The 1,363-nt window shown below is 34.3% G+C and carries 1 protein-coding gene; it reads right to left on the reverse strand.

Going from position 1 to position 1,363, the window contains the following annotated elements:
• Window positions 1-1,256 (reverse strand): IS21 family transposase (gene istA, locus SPD89_RS22765; RefSeq protein WP_442961227.1); only part of this gene is annotated, 1,256 nt, incomplete at its 3' end.
• Window positions 1,257-1,363 lie beyond the last annotated feature (107 nt).

Genomic DNA, 1,363 nt, shown 5'->3' on the forward strand with positions numbered 1-1,363 from the left:
AGATTTTTAATTTTTGTTGGTGCTTGCCTTAAAGCTTCACTTTGAGCAATAGCACCTTTTTTCTTTTGGAATGTTTCTAAATAGTGGTTTATATCCATAATCCATTGATGTAGCCCCCAGTTGCGTGTATGTACTGCTACCAATTTTCCGTCGATAAATAATCTAACCTCTCTTGCACCAACCTTTGCTTTAATATATTTTCCTACATGACCTTCGGGAACGGAGTAATGATTTTGTCTAATAACTACTGTGCTGTATTTGTCCACTCGGCATTCAACCAATTCTGCGCAATCAAATGGGGGAATAGCCGGCCTTGAAACTGCTTTTTCTTTTTCCATTAAATCAATTTGTTTCACTTTATGTTCATAATGATTACGATTATTTAGCTTAAGTAATATGTTTCTCAAATGATCTTCGGCCTCTTGTAAACTAGTAAAAGAAAATTCTGATGAAAATGCCTTTCGTCTAATAAATTCAACACTTCGTTCAACATGACCCTTTTCATTCCCTTTTCTTGGTTCACATAATCGAATCTTAAATTGATAATAATTAGATAAATTTGTCATACTGTCAGTTATTTTCTTTTCATTACCAACAAATGATTTAACGACGGTTCTCATGTTGTCATATGTGAATACCGAAGGTATAAAGCCTATTTCTTCAATAAATCGTGCATGAACATCCAGGACACAAACCTGGGACTCTGATTCATAAATCCTCGCAAATCGATAATTACCATAGGCCAAAGTGAACACGGCAAGAGAATAACTTTTTATTTTTCCATCAATCTCTAATTTTAATTCTCCCCAGTCAAATTCCACTTCATAGCCTGGTTCACAATGTCTACGAATATAAACTTCTTTTACTTTGGCTACTTCATTATTTACGAAGTTACGAACAGTTGTATAGCTGATAGTAAAACCTGCGTCTATTAACTTTTCATGCATATCTATCATTTTCATTTGTTGCTTTCGCATATAATGCTCTCTTTTCCACGCATTTTCTTTGATGTAGCCACGTAAAATATTTTTAATTTCTTCAGTTAATACTTTCTTTTTTCCCTTTCTCTTTTTATAGGTAGGTGATTTCAAAATCTCCTCCGTGCTCGGTAGGTCACGAACATCCTTGTACCTGCTTTCTTCATACTCCCTAATATATTTACGTACAGTATTTCTAGCTTTCTTAGTTCTTCTTGAAATCTCTCTTTCACTAACCCCCTCCAAATGTAATTTTATGATTGTCTGTTTCTCTTTCAATGTAATCACTCCAATAATCCCCCTTAGCTTCTCGCTAAGGCTATTTTCTACCGAAGTGGTTCAATTTTCAAGTGCGATGATGGTTCATTTTTAGATTACCATATACA

The organism is Pseudogracilibacillus sp. SO30301A (genome assembly GCF_037072025.1).
Taxonomy (GTDB): Bacteria; Bacillota; Bacilli; order Bacillales; family Amphibacillaceae; genus Pseudogracilibacillus.